The following is a 14,502-nucleotide window of genomic DNA, read 5'->3' as shown; positions in this document are numbered from 1 at the left end:
GGTCAGATCCCCTGGTCCAGATTTTTGCCTAATGGAATGGCGCCGGTTTCGCTGAAATTGGCGACGCTGGCGGATTTTTGGTAGAAGCGCGGGGCGAGCACGTTGGTGCCACCGGTGCGATAGAACGGGTCATCGCGGGAGATAGGCAGTCGGACCACACTTCCGGTGATGGACGATTTATAGATGGCGGTGATGAGTTCAAGGGAGCGTTTGCCCTGCACGCCATCGACCAGCGGAGCGGTTTGCTGTTCAACCGCGCGCAGCAGGTCGTGGATCTGCCCGGTGTGCAGCGTCCACTCGAGTTTGGGCGTCTCGTGAAATACCGCATTCAGCTGCGTTTCGCGCGTCGTATCGTTCGTGGGCTGCGGGAAACCGTTGTCGGCGCTGACGCTGGCGAACACCTCCCACGGTGCGGAGATCCGCGCTTTCTCACCCTGAATCACAATCTTCTGATCTTCTCCGTGGTGCACCACGGAAGCGGTGAGCTGCGTGAGTGCGCCGCTGGGGTATTTGAAAATCGCGGCGCTCAGATCTTCCACTTCGGCGTTGTCGTGGGCGACGTTGGTCATCATCGCCACCACTTCCGACGGAAAGCCCAGCATCCACTGGATGGCGTCGATGTGGTGAACCGCATGGTTGAGGGTGCAGCCGCCGCCCTCTTTCTCCCAGGTGCCGCGCCACCACAGGTCGTAATAGCAGTGGCCGCGCCACCAGAACGAGTCCACCTGCGCGTGGCAGATTTTGCCCGCCAGGCCGGAATCCAGCGCCGCTTTCAGCCGCCAGAAGGCGTCGGTAAAGCGGTTCTGGGCGATGATCGACAGGGTTTTCCCGCTGGCTTGTTGCGCGGCAATCATCGCGTCGCACTCCTCAAGCGACGCGGCCATCGGTTTTTCACACAGGACGTGACACCCGGCGTTCAGGGCGTCGATGCTGATTTCGGCGTGGACGTAGGGCGGCGTGCAGACGTCGACGATATCAATATCCGCTTCGGCGGCCAGCATCTGCTGGTGGCTTTCATAGATGCGCGCGTCATTCAGGCCATAGCGCGCTTTTTTCTCGTGCGCTTTTTCCGGGTAGATGTCCACCAGCGCCACGATGGTGCAGCGCTGGCCGAACTGCAAATAGCTCTGAATATGGTTATGCGAGATGTTCCCTGTTCCCACGATGGCGATTTTTAACATCGTTCTTTTCTCCGGTGTTACCAGGTGCCTGAGGCATCCAGGGTGCGGCTGGTGGTCTCTTTGTCCACAGAGGTGGCGATGCGCTGTTGCAGCAGGCGCAGGTACTGTTTCTCGTTGAGCGGGAGCGTGACCCAGTCGTCCGTCCAGGTTGATAAATGCATGGCGTTGGAGAGCGTCAGGCCGTTGATCCCCTCAAGCCCGGGCGCAATCAACGGCTCGCCGCGCAGCACGGCGGCGCAGAAGTTGGCGGTAATGACGTGGTGTTCGCTGCATTCCGCAGCGACCGGGATGGAAACCTCCCAGCACTCCGGCTCGCCAAAGCCGTTTTGCCAGCGGGCGTTAAAGTCGGTTTCGGACTCCCGCAGCCGCCAGTAGCGCAGTTTTCCCTCTTCGACCACCACTTTGCCGCGATCGCCGGTGATCTCCAGCCGGTTGGTTCCCGGTGTTTCGGCGACGGTGGTGATAAACACCCCGGTCGCGCCATTGGCATATTCGGCGTAGGCGGTCACCTCGTCTTCCACTTCAATCTGACGATGTTTACCGAACTGGCAAAACGCCCGCAGCCGCACCGGCATCCCGACCAGCCACTGCCAGAGATCGAGCTGATGCGGGTCCTGGTTGAGCAGTACACCGCCGCCTTCGCCCTTCCAGGTGGCGCGCCAGCCGCCGGAGTTGTAGTAGCTCTGCGAGCGGTACCAGTTGGTGATAATCCAGTTAGAGCGGCGGATTTCGCCCAGCTCGCCGCTGTCGATCAGATCTTTCACTTTCTGATACAGCGGGTTAGGGCGCTGGTTGTACATGATGCCGAACACCACGTCGCACTCGCGTGCGCAGGCGTTCATCTCCTGCACTTGTGCGGTGTAGACGCCCGCCGGTTTCTCGCACAGGGTATGAATGCCGTGGCGCATCGCCATGATGGAAAGCCGGGGGTGATCGTAGTGGGGCGTGGCGACAATGACTGCGTCGATCAGCCCGCTGGTGAGCAGCTCTTCGGCCTCATGAAAGAGCGCGACGGACTCGCCGACGAGCTGCCGAATGGCGTGATGTTTTTCGGGATCGTTTTCGCAGACCGCCGTCAGACAGGCATCTTTAACGACACCCGCTAACAGATAGCGCGCATGAACCGTGCCGATATTGCCGATACCAATAATGCCAAACCGTACCTTTTCCATGTCACACCTTAAGTCGTTAAAAAGAGTGATGAGGGGAAAATAGGAAAGGCGAACCGCAGCGACAATGTGTTTTTGTGAGAATACTCGCAAGGCGCATAAGTAAACACCTACGCCCGGTAGATTTGGTTTTAAAATCAACAGGCTGTTTCTGCAAATAATTGCAAAAACTGAATGCGAGCGAGGTCACACTATGCCGGGCAAGCTAAAAATGGACGAAATTGCGGCGTTGACGGGCTACTCCGTCAGCACCGTTTCCAGGGTTTTAAGCGGCAAATCCTATACCAGCGACAAGGCCCGCGAGGCTATAGTGCGCTGCGCGCGGGAACTTGGCGTGCTGGCGTCCATGGCGAGCGGGCGGCTGCTGATTAACGGCATTGCGGTGTTTGCCCCTGAACGCACCTTTCAGGGACGCGGGGATATTTTTTATCTTGAGGTGACGAAAGGCATTGCCGAAGCCAGTGCGCCCCATGATGTCTGGATCAGTTATTGCGGATTAGAAGAACAGCGCGCGGACGTAAAATTATTTCTCGAAAAAGCCGGGCATAAAAATATTAACGCGATCATTATTATCGGCACGGATGATTCCACCATCTTTAAACTCGCCACCACCCTGAATAAACCCTGCGTTTTAATTAACTCCATCGATCGGGAAATGGCGCTCGATTCTGTTTCGCCCGATCATCGCGCCATCGGGTTTACCGCCATGCGCCATCTCTTCGAGCAGGGCCACCGCCGAATTCTGACCATGACCTGCCTGCGTCGTGAGACGCTCTACGCGCGCCTCGACGGCATTAAAGAGGCGTACCGCCATTTTCACGTGCCGTTCGATCCGCAAAACGATTTGCTGGTAACCGAGTGGTTTACGGCGGAGGAGGCCGAGCGCGCCCTTGACGACTGGCTGGCCGGGCACGATAAAACCCAGTGGCCGCAGGTGATTTTCCCCAACAGCACCAGTATGACGGAAGGGGTGCTCAGGGCGTTGCAGCGTCGCGGTCTGCGCGTGCCGGAGGATATCTCCATTATCACCACCGATTTCACCTGGAATTTGCAAAACCGGCTGGATGCGCCGGTGACGGGCGTCACGGTGCCGTGTCGTGAGCTGGGGATTGAGGCGGTGCACCTGCTTCAGACGCGGCTGAACCGGCCACAGGCGTCGGTGTTTAACCTGCTGTTGCAGGGTAAAGTGATGGATTTTGGATCGGTCAGTAATGCCACGCGCCACGCGGCTCGCGTGGCGCTGGAGCAGTAATCAGGCTAACTGTGGCGGCAGGCAGACACCAATCCCGCCGATCCCGCAGTAGCCGTACGGGTTTTTGTGCAGATACTGCTGGTGGTCATCTTCCGCGTAGTAGAACGGCGTGGCGTTGGCGATTTCGGTGGTGACGTGACGCTTATCGCCCGCGGCATTCATCGCCTCCTGGAAGCGGGTCAGGCTGGCGCGCGCGGCGGCGTCCTGCTCCGGCGTCAGCGGGTAAATGGCGGAACGGTATTGCGTGCCGTGATCGTTACCCTGCTGCATCCCCTGGGCCGGATCGTGGTTTTCCCAGAAAACCTGCAATAATTGTTCGTAGCTGATGATCGCCGGGTCGTACACCACGCGCACGGCTTCCGCGTGGCCGGTATCGCCCGAGCAGACTTCGCGATAGGTCGGATTAGGCGTGTAACCGCCGGTGTAGCCCGCCGCCGTGCTGTAGACGCCCGGCAGTTGCCAGAACAGACGCTCGACGCCCCAGAAGCAGCCCATGGCGAAGAGGGCGATCTCCATCCCGTCCGGGACGTTAGTCATTGAATGATTGTTCACAGCGTGTAAGGTAGCGACCGGCATTGGCGTATTACGTCCCGGCAGTGCATCTGCTTGAGAAACAAGATGCTTTTTGTCGAATAAACTCACGGTAGGGCCTCCGGGGCAGCGATGTTTCAGTTAAGGTTGTCATGGAGCGTTTAATTGAACACAATAAATACGCTGAATGAGTCTAGATTTAAACATAAGAAATATTAGGCCTCTCGGCCATTTTTCAACCCTCTTATTGGGTTTTGGGCTTTATGCCGTGATACGCCGCGGAGCGGTACATCAATTGCTTCCAGGGGTGGAAACAAGGATATTCAGGAGAGAACGTGCCAAAGATCCGCCAGTTTTGTTTGGTCAGTTTATTGCTGACAAGCGGGGTCGCCAGCGCGGCGAATGTCCGTTTGCAGGTTGAGGGGTTATCCGGGACGCTGGAAAAAAACGTGCGTGCACAGCTGTCAACGATTGAGAGTGACGAAGTGACGCCGGACCGGCGCTTTCGCGCGCGCGTAGATGATGCGATCCGCGAAGGGTTAAAAGCGCTGGGCTACTACGAACCCACCATTGATTTCGATTTACGTCCACCACCGGCCAAAGGCCGTCAGGTGTTAATTGCCCGCGTTTCCAAGGGCGAGCCGGTGCTGATTGGCGGCACCAACGTGGTGCTGCGCGGCGGCGCGCGCACTGACCGTGATTATCTGGATCTGCTGGGCACGCGCCCGAAAGTTGGCACCGTGCTGAATCACGGCGACTACGACCACTTTAAAAAAGAGCTTACCAGCGTCGCGCTGCGTAAGGGCTACTTCGACAGCCAGTTCAATAAAAGCCAGCTGGGCGTTGCCCTCGACCGCCGCCAGGCGTTCTGGGATATCGATTACGATAGCGGCGAACGCTACCGTTTTGGCGACGTGACCTTCGAAGGCTCGCAAATCCGCGACGAGTATCTGCAAAACCTGATCCCTTTCAAAGAGGGCGATTACTACCAGTCAAAAGATCTGGCAGAGCTGAACCGCCGCCTGTCGGCGACCGGCTGGTTTAACTCCGTGGTTGTTGCGCCGGAATTCGACAAAGCGCGCAAAACCAAAGTGTTACCGCTGCACGGGGTGGTTTCACCGCGTACCGAAAACACCATCGAAACCGGTGTCGGTTACTCAACGGACGTCGGTCCGCGCGTGAAAGCGACGTGGAAAAAGCCGTGGATGAACTCCTACGGCCACAGTCTGACCACCAGCGCCAGTATCTCCGCGCCGGAACAGCAGCTCGATTTCAGCTATAAAATGCCGCTGCTGAAGAACCCGCTGGAGCAGTATTACCTGGTGCAGGGCGGCTTTAAGCGTACCGATTTAAACGATACGGAGTCTGACTCCACCACTCTCGCGCTGTCGCGCTTCTGGGACCTCTCCAGCGGCTGGCAGCGGGCGATTAATTTGCGCTGGAGTCTCGACCACTTTACCCAGGCAAACGTCACCAACACCACCATGCTGCTCTATCCGGGCGTGATGATCAGCCGTACCCGCTCGCGCGGCGGCCTGATGCCGACCTGGGGCGATTCCCAGCGTTACTCGATTGATTACTCCAATACCGCCTGGGGATCGGACGTCGATTTCTCGGTAGTACAGGCGCAAAACGTCTGGATCCGTACGTTCTATGACAAACACCGCTTTGTGACGCGCGGAAACCTCGGTTGGATTGAAACCGGCGATTTCGAACGAGTGCCGCCAGATCTGCGTTTCTTCGCGGGTGGCGACCGCAGTATTCGCGGCTACAAATACAAATCGATCTCCCCGAAAAATGACAAAGGCCAGCTGATGGGGGCCTCCAAACTGGCGACCGGCTCGCTGGAGTACCAGTACAACGTCAGCGGCAAATGGTGGGGGGCGATGTTTGTCGACGGCGGTGAAGCGGTGAGCGATATTCGCAAAAGCGATTTCAAAACCGGTGCGGGCGTAGGCGTGCGCTGGCAATCGCCGGTCGGGCCGATCAAGCTCGATTTCGCCGTTCCGGTCGGCGACAAAGACGAACACGGTTTACAGTTTTACATCGGTCTGGGGCCTGAATTATGAGTTTATGGAAGAAGATCAGCCTCGGCGTTCTGATTTTTATCGTGCTGTTGCTCGGCACGGTGGCGTTCCTGGTGGGCACCACCACCGGCTTGCATCTGCTGTTTAACGCGGCTAACCGCTGGGTGCCAGGGCTTGAGATCGGCCAGGTGACGGGCGGCTGGCGCGATCTGCGTCTGAAGAATATCCGCTACCAGCAGCCCGGCGTGGCGGTGAACGCGGGCGAGTTTCACCTTGCGGTTAAGCTCAGCTGTCTGCGTGACAGCAGCCTGTGCGTCAACGATCTGTCGTTAAAAGACGTCAACGTGGCGATAGATTCGGACAAAATGCCGAAATCTGCCCCTGTCGAGGAGGAGGACAGCGGCCCGCTGAACCTCTCCACTCCCTATCCGATTGCGCTGTACCGCGTGGCGCTCAATAACGTCAATATTAAGATCGACGACACCACCGTTTCGGTGATGGACTTCACCTCCGGCCTGCGCTGGCAGGAGAAAAACCTGACGCTGACGCCGACCTCTCTGCAGGGGCTGCTGATCGCCCTGCCAAAAGTGGCGAAAGTGGCACAGGAAGAGATCGTCGAACCGAAAATTCAGAACCCGCAGCCGGAAGAGAAACCGCTCGGCGAGACCCTGAAAGATCTCTTCTCGAAGCCAGTTCTGCCGGAGATGACCGACGTTCATCTGCCGCTCAATCTGAATATCGAAGAGTTTAAGGGCGAACAGCTGCGCCTGACGGGCGACACGGATTTGACCGTGTTCAACATGCTGCTGAAAGTGAGCAGCATCGACGGCACCATGAAGCTCGATGCGCTGGATATTGATACCAACCAGGGGAGCGTGAACGCGACCGGACAGGCGCTGCTGCGCGACAACTGGCCGGTGGATATCACCCTCAACAGCGCCCTGAATATCGACCCGCTCAAAGGCGAGAAGGTGAAGCTGAAAGTGGGCGGTGCGCTGCGCGAGAAGCTGGAGTTTGGCGTGAATCTCTCCGGCCCGGTAGATATGGTGTTGCGCGGGCAGACTCAGCTGGCGGAAGCGGGTTTACCGCTGAATCTGGAGGTGGTGAGCGAACAGCTTTACTGGCCGTTTACCGGCGAAAAACAGTTCCAGGCCGATAAGCTGAAGCTCAAGCTGAGCGGTAAAATGACCGATTACACCCTGTCGTTCCGCACGTCGGTGAAAGGCGAAGGGTTACCGCCTGCGGACATTACCCTGGATGCGAAGGGTAACGAGCAGCAGATTAACCTCGACAAACTCTCCGTGGCGGCGCTGGAAGGCAAAACCGAACTGACGGCGCTGCTCGACTGGCAGAAAGCGATCAGCTGGCGCGGCGAGCTGAACCTCAAAGGGATCAACACCGCCAAAGAGGTGCCGGACTGGCCGTCGAAACTCGACGGGACGATCAAAACGCGCGGCAGTCTGTACGGCGAAAGCTGGCAGATGGAGGTGCCGGAGCTCAAAATCACCGGCAACGTGAAGCAGAATAAAGTGAACGTCGAAGGCTCTCTGCGCGGGAACAGCTATCTGCAGTGGATCATCCCGAAACTGCACGTGGCGCTCGGACGCAACACCGCCGATATCAAAGGCGAGCTGGGCGTGAAAGATCTCAATCTGGATGCCACCATCGACGCGCCAAATCTCGACAATGCCCTGCCGGGCCTCGGCGGCACTGCGAAAGGCTTAGTGAAAGTGCGTGGCACCGTCGATGCGCCGCAGCTGCTGGCGGATATCACCGCCAACAATCTGCGCTGGCAGGAGCTGTCCGTCGCGCGCGTTCTGGTGAAAGGCGACGTCAAATCCACCGATCAGATCGCGGGTAACCTGAACCTGCGCGTCGAGCGGATTTCCCAGCCGGATGTGAATATCAACCTGGTCACGCTGGACGCAAAAGGCAGCGAGAAGCAGCACGATCTCCAGCTGCGCGTGCAGGGCGAGCCGGTCTCCGGCCAGCTGCATCTGACGGGGAGTTTCGACCGCAAAGAGGAGCGCTGGAAAGGGGTTCTGGATAATACCCGGTTCAGCACGCCGGTAGGGCCACTGACGCTGTCCCGCTCCATCGCGCTGGATTACCGCAACGCCGAGCAGAAAATCAGCATCGGGCCACACTGCTGGACTAACCCGAACGCCGAACTGTGCGTGCCGCAGACCATTGATGCCGGTGCGGAAGGGCGTGCGGTGGTGAATCTGAACCGCTTCGATCTCGCGATGCTCAAGCCGTTTATGCCAGAAACTACCGACGCGAGCGGCGTCTTTAGCGGTAAAGCCGATGTGTCCTGGGACACCACCAAAGAAGGGCTGCCGCAAGGCAACGTGACCCTCTCCGGGCGCAACGTAAAAGTGACCCAGACGCTGAACGACGCGCCGCTGCCGGTGGCGTTCGAGACGCTGAACCTGACGGCAGATCTGCATAACAACCGTGCGGAACTGGGCTGGCTGATTCGCCTGACCAACAACGGACAGTTTGACGGCCAGGTGCAGATCACCGATCCGCAAGGACGGCGTAATCTGGGCGGTAACGTCAATATTCGCAATATGAACCTGGCGATGGTGAACCCGATCTTCTCCCGCGGCGAAAAAGCGGCGGGGATGCTCAGCGCCAATCTGCGTCTGGCGGGCAACGCCGAAAGCCCGCAGCTGTTTGGTCAGATGCAGCTCAACGGTGTGGATATCGACGGCAACTTTATGCCGTTTGATATGCAGCCGAGCCAGATCTCAATGAACTTCAACGGCATGAGCTCGACGCTGGCCGGGGTGGTGCGCACGCAGCAAGGGCAAATCAACCTCAGCGGTGACGCCGACTGGAGCCAGATCGATAACTGGCGCGCGCGCGTGGCGGCGAAAGGCAGCCGGGTGCGTATGACGGTGCCACCAATGGTGCGCCTCGACGTGTCGCCGGATGTGGTGTTCGAGGCGACGCCGAGCCAGTTTACCCTCGATGGCCGCGTCGATGTGCCGTGGGCGCGCATCGTGGTTCACGACGTGCCGGAAAGCGCCGTCGGCGTTTCCAGTGATGAGGTGATGCTGAATAACGATCTGAAGCCGGTCGAAACCAAAAGCGCCGCGATTCCGATTAACAGTAACCTGATCATTCACGTCGGCAACAACGTGCGTCTCGATGCGTTTGGCCTGAAGGCGCGACTGACGGGTGATCTGAAAGTGGCGCAGGATCAGCAAGGGCTGGGCCTGAACGGGCAAATTAACATTCCGGAAGGGCGTTTCCACGCCTACGGCCAGGATCTGATTGTGCGCAAAGGTGAGTTGCTGTTCTCCGGCCCGCCGGACCAGCCGCTGCTCAACATCGAAGCGATTCGTAACCCAGAGTCGACCGAAAACGATGTGATTGCCGGGGTGCGTGTCACCGGAACGGCCGACGAGCCGAAGGCGGAGATCTTCTCCGATCCGGCGATGTCGCAGCAGGAAGCGCTCTCTTATCTGCTGCGCGGGCAGGGTCTGGACAGCCAGCAGAGCGATAGTGCGGCGATGACCTCAATGTTAGTCGGCCTGGGGGTTGCACAAAGTGGTCAGGTTGTGGGTAAAATCGGCGAGACGTTTGGCGTAAGTAATCTGGCGCTGGACACCCAGGGGGTCGGTGACTCTTCGCAGGTGGTGGTCAGCGGCTATGTACTGCCGGGTCTACAGGTGAAATATGGCGTGGGGATCTTTGACTCACTGGCAACTCTCACGCTACGCTATCGGCTGATGCCTAAGCTATATCTGGAAGCGGTGTCTGGCGTAGACCAGGCGCTCGATTTGCTCTATCAGTTTGAGTTTTAGCAATGCGAATATTTGTATACGGCAGTTTACGCACCAGGCAGGGCAACAGTCACTGGATGACGAACGCCCAGTTGCTGGGAAATTACAATATCGAGAACTACCAGTTGTACAGTCTGGGCCACTATCCAGGCGCGGTTCCGGGGAACGGGACGGTACAGGGTGAAGTTTATCGTATTGATAACGCTACACTTGCTGAACTTGATGCCTTGCGCACCAGGGGCGGTGAATATGCACGCCAGTTGATCCAGACCCCGTATGGCAGTGCATGGATGTACGTGTACCAGCGTCCGGTCGATGGATTGAAACTGATTGAAAGCGGTAACTGGTTAGACAGAGACCAGTACTGATAAAAACAACGCCACCTTCGGGTGGCGTTGTTTTTGGTACCCTTAAAACTCGATGCGCGCGCCAAGATTATACCGGCGCCCTTCGAGCTGCCCGTACTCTCCCCACGATGTTTCGCGTTTCGGATCCGCATCAAACAGGTTGTAAATCCCCGCCAGCAGCTGCGTATTCTTATTCAGCTTGTAGCGCGCACCGATATCGACCAGCGTGTAAGCCTCATACTTCGTGCCGCTGTTGCTGTCCCGGTTACTGCTGCGATAGTTCGCGTTGCTCCAGAGATCCAGCGACTGCGTTGCCGCCCAGTTCAGCGACAGGTTCGCCATGTGGCGCGGATAGTCGTTCAGCGCGTAGCCTTTATTCACACCAGATTTCTGCTCGCTGTGGTTGTAGGTGTAGTTCGCGTTCGCTTTCAGATCCTGAGTGATCTGCCAGTCGCCATTCAGCTCGATACCGTAAACATCCGCTTTGCTGACGTTAAAGTATTTATCGACGGAATCGGCTTTATAACCGTTCACTTCGCACTGGTTGGTGGCGGTGGTTTCGCAAATCGTCTGCTCGGAGATTTTGTCCTTAAACTGGGTGTAGAAGACGGTGCCGTCCAGCGATACGGCTTCCCCGGTCCAGTAGAGGCCCGTTTCGGCGTTGAGGCTTTTCTCTGGTTTCAGATCGTCGTTACCCACGGTCAGGAACGGATAGGGCGGTGTTGATCCGTGCGGCGTGACAAACTGATCGGAGGTGGCGCGCAGCTCCGGTTTTTTATAGCCGGCGGAGATCCCGCCTTTCAGCGCCCAGGCGTCAGAAATCGCCCAGTTGCCGTACAGTTTTGGCGTGATGTGCGCGCCGAAGTAGCTGTCGTAATCGCCGCGCGCGGAGGTGGTCAAGGTAAAGTCGTTAATCGTCCAGCCATCTTCCGCGAACAGCGCCCAGCCGTTGCGTGTCACTTTGGTGACCGGTTCGACGCCCGGCAGCGTTTTGCCCGACTCATAGAAGTGGTCGTTCAGCTCTTCGCGCGTGAAGTTCGCGCCGACGGTGAGCTTATGGTTATCGAAGGTAAAAGTGGTTTGCGAGTTGGCGACGTAGTTTTCCGTCTGAACGTACTCCGGCGAGGTGTTATCGAGCAGGTACTTCGAACGCCCTTTCTCGTAGTTGATGTAGTTAGTGGTGGCAATGGTGTCATCCGCATACCAGCCGGTGTGGGTGAGCGTCACGGCGTCACGATCGAATTTCCACATCCACGGCGTACCGCGTTTTTTGGTGCGGTTTTTTTCCTGCTCGCCGACAACCACATTCAGGTCAAAGAGGTTATTTTCGCTGGCCTTGAGGCCCAGAGTGGCATCGACAGATTTACGGTTGTGCTTGCCGAAGTAGTTCTGGCGCTCGTCATCGCGGCGATCCAGCCCGTCGGCGGCAATGCTCAGACCGAGTTTGTCCTGGATGAGCGGTCCCATTGCGAACAGGTTCAGCTGGCTGGTGTTGCCCAGATCTTTATGCTCCTGCAGCCAGGTATTGGCGGCGATAGCGCCGGTCCAGTCGGCCACGCCGTAGGGTTTTTTGGTGATCACGTTCACCACGCCGCCGATGGCGTCAGAGCCGTACAGGGATGACATCGGGCCGCGAATCACTTCGATGCGTTCGATGGCTTCCATTGGCGGTAAAAAGCCTGCTTCGGCACCGATATCCTGGCCGTAGGGGCGCGATTCGCTGGTGTTCTGTTTCACGCTATTGACCATAAACGCCGTGTAGCTTGAGTCCATACCGCGCATCATGATGCTGCCGTTGGCCATATCGCTGCCGCCGTTAGAGACCGACACGCCGGGGATATTTTTAATCGCGTCGCCGATGGTCTGGTCGGGCTGAATATCCAGCGTTTTGCGATCGATACTTGAAATCGTCGCGGGCGCTTCTTTTTTCTGTTGTGAAAAGCCGGTGGCGGTGACCACCATTTCATCATCTGCCTGCGCGGGTAAAACCAGTGTGCCGGTTAACGCCACCATGCCTGTGAACGTAATAAATTGACGCGTTTTCATAGCCATAAACCCAAAAGGAAAAATAAAAAAAAACACCCTGCGGTCTTACGCCGCAAGGTGTGGTGGATGATGAAATCAGAGCTTATCGAGCGTGATTTTGATGACGTAATCCGGTTTCTCTTTTGCCACTTTCTCGTCTTGTTTAATGCTGGCGTACAGCACGTTACCGTCGGAGGAGAGGGCGAGGCTGTTCGGCATCGCGGTGGTCGCAATGCTGTTTTTCAGCTGGTACGTCTGGCTGTCGATAATGCTGATGAGTTTGGCGTTGCGGTGCGTGACGTAAACTTCGTGACGCTTTTCGTTATAGAGCACCGCCAGCGAGTTGGTGACGTCGATGTGCTGGAGCACCTTGCCGGTAGTGATATCCACCACCAGCACCTTCGGTAAATCCGGGTCGGTGAGGAAGGCGCGGTTGTTTTTGCTGTCGAGGGCGATGTTCAGAAAGAAGTGTTTTTTCTCTGGTTCGACGCTGAACCGGCTGACGATGGTATCGCTTTGGGTATCAACAGCGATCAGCTCGTTGCGGCCATTCACCACGTACAGACGGTTTTTCTCCGCGTCCAGCGCCAGCCCGGTCGGGTACTCACCCATATTGGTCAGCGTGTTGATGAGCTGACGCTTTTTCGTATCCACCACCCAGACGATGCCTTTCTCCACCACGCCGGTAACGTACAGGCGGTGATGCTGTTTATCGAGCACCATTTCGCGGGTGTGGGCGATATCTTTCGGGTTGCTGGTGTCGGCGAGCTGAATCACGGCCTGCTCTTTGCCGGTGCGCGTATCGATCAGGGTCACGGAGCCTTCGAGGGTATTGCCCACGTAAAGCGTCTGACTCTCTTCGTCCAGCACGGTTGCAAACGCGCGGCGCGTGGTTTCAATGACGCCCGTGCCGGTCAGATCTTCCAGGTCCAGCTTGTAGATTTTGCCGTTGGTTTTGTCTTTATCAAAAGAGGGGGCGCTGGCGGCAAACAGCACCTTTGCCTCTCCGTCGTAGGCCAGTTCGTAGACACCGTGGCCCACGGGCTGGGTGATAAAGTCTTTCTCTGGCAGGGTGGCGGAGTAACCAGACACGCTGGTCAGCATAAAAGCAGCAGTAACCGCGAGTGCGGCGGAGGCTTTGAGGGTCTTCACATTGTGTAGGGTCATTGACGTTTATTCACATTTATTTACGAAGTGAAAATGATAATGATATCTACTCTCATTATCAATTGAGTTGTGTGAACAACGGCTACCTTTTCTGGTAGGACAATAACCGGTTAATTGTTAAGGGGATATGGAATGACAGGCACAAAAAAGCCCCGACTCGCGGGGCTTAGCATTGGGCGTAAGAATTACTTCTTAGCAGCGCGCTCGAAGGATGCAACGATTTCAGCTTTCGCTGCTTCTGCGTTGTCCCAGCCGTCAACTTTAACCCATTTGCCTTTTTCGAGATCTTTGTAGTGCTCGAAGAAGTGAGTGATCTGCGCTTTCAGCAGTTCTGGCAGGTCGTTCACATCTTTAATGTGATCGTACTCTTTGCTCAGCTTAGTGTGCGGAACCGCAACCAGTTTCGCATCTTCACCGGCTTCGTCGGTCATTTTCAGAACGCCAACCGGACGGCAGCGAACCACAGAACCTGGGGCCAGTGGGTATGGCGTTGGGACCAGCACGTCTACCGGGTCACCGTCCAGAGACAGGGTGTGGTTGATGTAACCGTAGTTGCACGGGTAGAACATCGCAGTGGACATGAAACGGTCAACGAACAGCGCACCGGTGTCTTTGTCGATTTCGTATTTGATAGGATCTGCGTTGGCCGGGATTTCGATAACAACGTAGATGTCTTCCGGCAGTTCTTTACCCGCAGGGACGTTGAGTAAGCTCATGTGAGTGTCCTATATGTATGCTAAACAAGTGGCGAGTATTATAGCCAACTCGCGCCGAAAGTCTCCGCCTGTTTTCATTCTCATCCGCATCCTCGTGCCATTTTCAGACCCTTTCCATGACAGGAAAATCCATAAACTCAGCCGCATATTTAATGGGTGAATGAAAGCGATTACAAACTTGTGATTAACGTTTTATTCACTTTTCTGAAGTGTGATGTAACGCAATCCGTTACATCGCCCATTGGCTATAGTTTTTTCGCAGAACATCTTTTGACCAACAATAACCTGGGCTA

At 56.8% G+C, this 14,502-nt stretch carries 10 protein-coding genes; 4 read left to right on the top strand and 6 right to left on the bottom strand.

Going from position 1 to position 14,502, the window contains the following annotated elements; all coding sequences use genetic code 11:
- Positions 1–2: 2 nt before the first annotated feature.
- Positions 3–1,181 carry a Gfo/Idh/MocA family protein gene (locus OVA10_RS22080; RefSeq protein ID WP_181827232.1) on the bottom strand — a complete coding sequence of 393 codons (1,179 nt, stop codon included), beginning with the start codon at positions 1,179–1,181 and terminating at the stop codon, positions 3–5.
- Positions 1,182–1,198: 17 nt separating this feature from the next.
- Complete coding sequence (locus OVA10_RS22075) at positions 1,199–2,353, bottom strand: Gfo/Idh/MocA family protein (protein ID WP_123429598.1); 1,155 nt, start codon at positions 2,351–2,353, stop codon at positions 1,199–1,201.
- A gap of 190 nt (positions 2,354–2,543) precedes the next feature.
- On the opposite strand from OVA10_RS22075, the gene OVA10_RS22070 reads away from it, so the two are divergent.
- Positions 2,544–3,602, top strand: coding sequence for a LacI family DNA-binding transcriptional regulator (locus OVA10_RS22070; protein WP_123429597.1), 1,059 nt, complete (start codon positions 2,544–2,546; stop codon positions 3,600–3,602).
- Here the strand turns inward: OVA10_RS22070 and msrA are convergent, their stop codons facing one another.
- A complete protein-coding gene (msrA, locus tag OVA10_RS22065; protein WP_100777851.1) occupies positions 3,603–4,244 on the bottom strand; it encodes a peptide-methionine (S)-S-oxide reductase MsrA in 642 nt (213 codons plus the stop codon).
- Positions 4,245–4,468: 224 nt separating this feature from the next.
- Here msrA and tamA point away from each other — a divergent pair, with 224 nt between their 5' ends.
- The 3 genes from tamA to OVA10_RS22050 are packed head-to-tail and all read left to right on the top strand — an operon-like array spanning position 4,469 to position 10,322.
- The gene (gene tamA, locus OVA10_RS22060) at positions 4,469–6,202 is read left to right on the top strand and encodes an autotransporter assembly complex protein TamA (protein ID WP_100777850.1); all 1,734 of its coding nucleotides are present in this window, start codon (positions 4,469–4,471) and stop codon (positions 6,200–6,202) included.
- Positions 6,199–9,975, top strand: a complete 3,777-nt coding sequence (gene tamB / locus OVA10_RS22055) for an autotransporter assembly complex protein TamB (RefSeq protein ID WP_268196804.1) — start codon at positions 6,199–6,201, stop codon at positions 9,973–9,975. Before tamA ends, tamB begins: the two co-directional genes overlap by 4 nt.
- A 2-nt stretch (positions 9,976–9,977) precedes the next feature.
- Positions 9,978–10,322, top strand: coding sequence for a gamma-glutamylcyclotransferase family protein (locus OVA10_RS22050; protein WP_095280525.1), 345 nt, complete (start codon positions 9,978–9,980; stop codon positions 10,320–10,322).
- Between the two features lie 42 nt (positions 10,323–10,364).
- Here the strand turns inward: OVA10_RS22050 and OVA10_RS22045 are convergent, their stop codons facing one another.
- The 3 genes from OVA10_RS22045 to ppa form a co-directional block, all read right to left on the bottom strand.
- A complete protein-coding gene (locus tag OVA10_RS22045; RefSeq protein WP_107702370.1) occupies positions 10,365–12,347 on the bottom strand; it encodes a TonB-dependent receptor domain-containing protein in 1,983 nt (660 codons plus the stop codon).
- A gap of 75 nt (positions 12,348–12,422) precedes the next feature.
- Positions 12,423–13,493, bottom strand: a complete 1,071-nt coding sequence (gene yncE, locus OVA10_RS22040; RefSeq protein ID WP_268196803.1) for a 7-bladed beta-propeller protein YncE — start codon at positions 13,491–13,493, stop codon at positions 12,423–12,425.
- A gap of 185 nt (positions 13,494–13,678) precedes the next feature.
- Positions 13,679–14,209: an inorganic diphosphatase gene (gene ppa, locus OVA10_RS22035; protein WP_064324598.1), complete on the bottom strand. Its 531-nt coding sequence runs from the start codon at positions 14,207–14,209 to the stop codon at positions 13,679–13,681.
- Positions 14,210–14,502 lie beyond the last annotated feature (293 nt).

The sequence above is a fragment of the Lelliottia sp. SL45 genome, assembly GCF_026672535.1.
GTDB lineage: Bacteria > Pseudomonadota > Gammaproteobacteria > Enterobacterales > Enterobacteriaceae > Enterobacter > Enterobacter nimipressuralis.
The sequence above is the reverse complement of the archived record's forward strand: the minus strand, read 5'-3'. Positions and strand labels throughout refer to the sequence as shown.